At 56.4% G+C, this 1,034-nt stretch carries 1 rRNA gene; it reads right to left on the reverse strand.

Going from position 1 to position 1,034, the window contains the following annotated elements:
- Nucleotides 1-21: 21 nt before the first annotated feature.
- Nucleotides 22-1,034 (reverse strand): 23S ribosomal RNA (locus JNW98_RS35700); the annotation flags it as partial.

Consider the following 1,034-nt stretch of genomic DNA (forward strand, 5'->3'; position numbering starts at 1 on the left):
ACACAGTGGACGCGAGCAACTGAGGACAAGCCCTCGGCCTATTAGTACCAGTCAGCTCCAACCGTTACCGGTCTTCCACACCTGGCCTATCAACCCAGTCGTCTACTGGGAGCCTTACCCTCTCATGGAGGTGGGAGCCCTCATCTCGAAGCAGGCTTCCCGCTTAGATGCTTTCAGCGGTTATCCCTCCCGAACGTAGCCAACCAGCCATGCCCTTGGCAGAACAACTGGCACACCAGAGGTTCGTCCGTCCCGGTCCTCTCGTACTAGGGACAGCCCTTCTCAAGACTCCTACGCGCACAGCGGATAGGGACCGAACTGTCTCACGACGTTCTAAACCCAGCTCGCGTACCGCTTTAATGGGCGAACAGCCCAACCCTTGGGACCGACTCCAGCCCCAGGATGCGACGAGCCGACATCGAGGTGCCAAACCATCCCGTCGATATGGACTCTTGGGGAAGATCAGCCTGTTATCCCCGGGGTACCTTTTATCCGTTGAGCGACGGCGCTTCCACAAGCCACCGCCGGATCACTAGTCCCGACTTTCGTCCCTGCTCGACCCGTCGGTCTCACAGTCAAGCTCCCTTGTGCACTTACACTCAACACCTGATTGCCAACCAGGCTGAGGGAACCTTTGGGCGCCTCCGTTACCCTTTAGGAGGCAACCGCCCCAGTTAAACTACCCACCAGACACTGTCCCTGATCCGGATCACGGACCCAGGTTAGACATCCAGCACGACCAGAGTGGTATTTCAACGACGACTCCACACACACTGGCGTGCATGCTTCACAGTCTCCCACCTATCCTACACAAGCCGAACCGAACACCAATATCAAGCTATAGTAAAGGTCCCGGGGTCTTTCCGTCCTGCTGCGCGAAACGAGCATCTTTACTCGTAGTGCAATTTCACCGGGCCTATGGTTGAGACAGTCGAGAAGTCGTTACGCCATTCGTGCAGGTCGGAACTTACCCGACAAGGAATTTCGCTACCTTAGGATGGTTATAGTTACCACCGCCGTTTACTGGCGCTTAA

The sequence above is a fragment of the Streptomyces huiliensis genome (assembly GCF_020037025.1).
In the GTDB taxonomy this organism is placed as follows: domain Bacteria; phylum Actinomycetota; class Actinomycetes; order Streptomycetales; family Streptomycetaceae; genus Streptomyces; species Streptomyces huiliensis.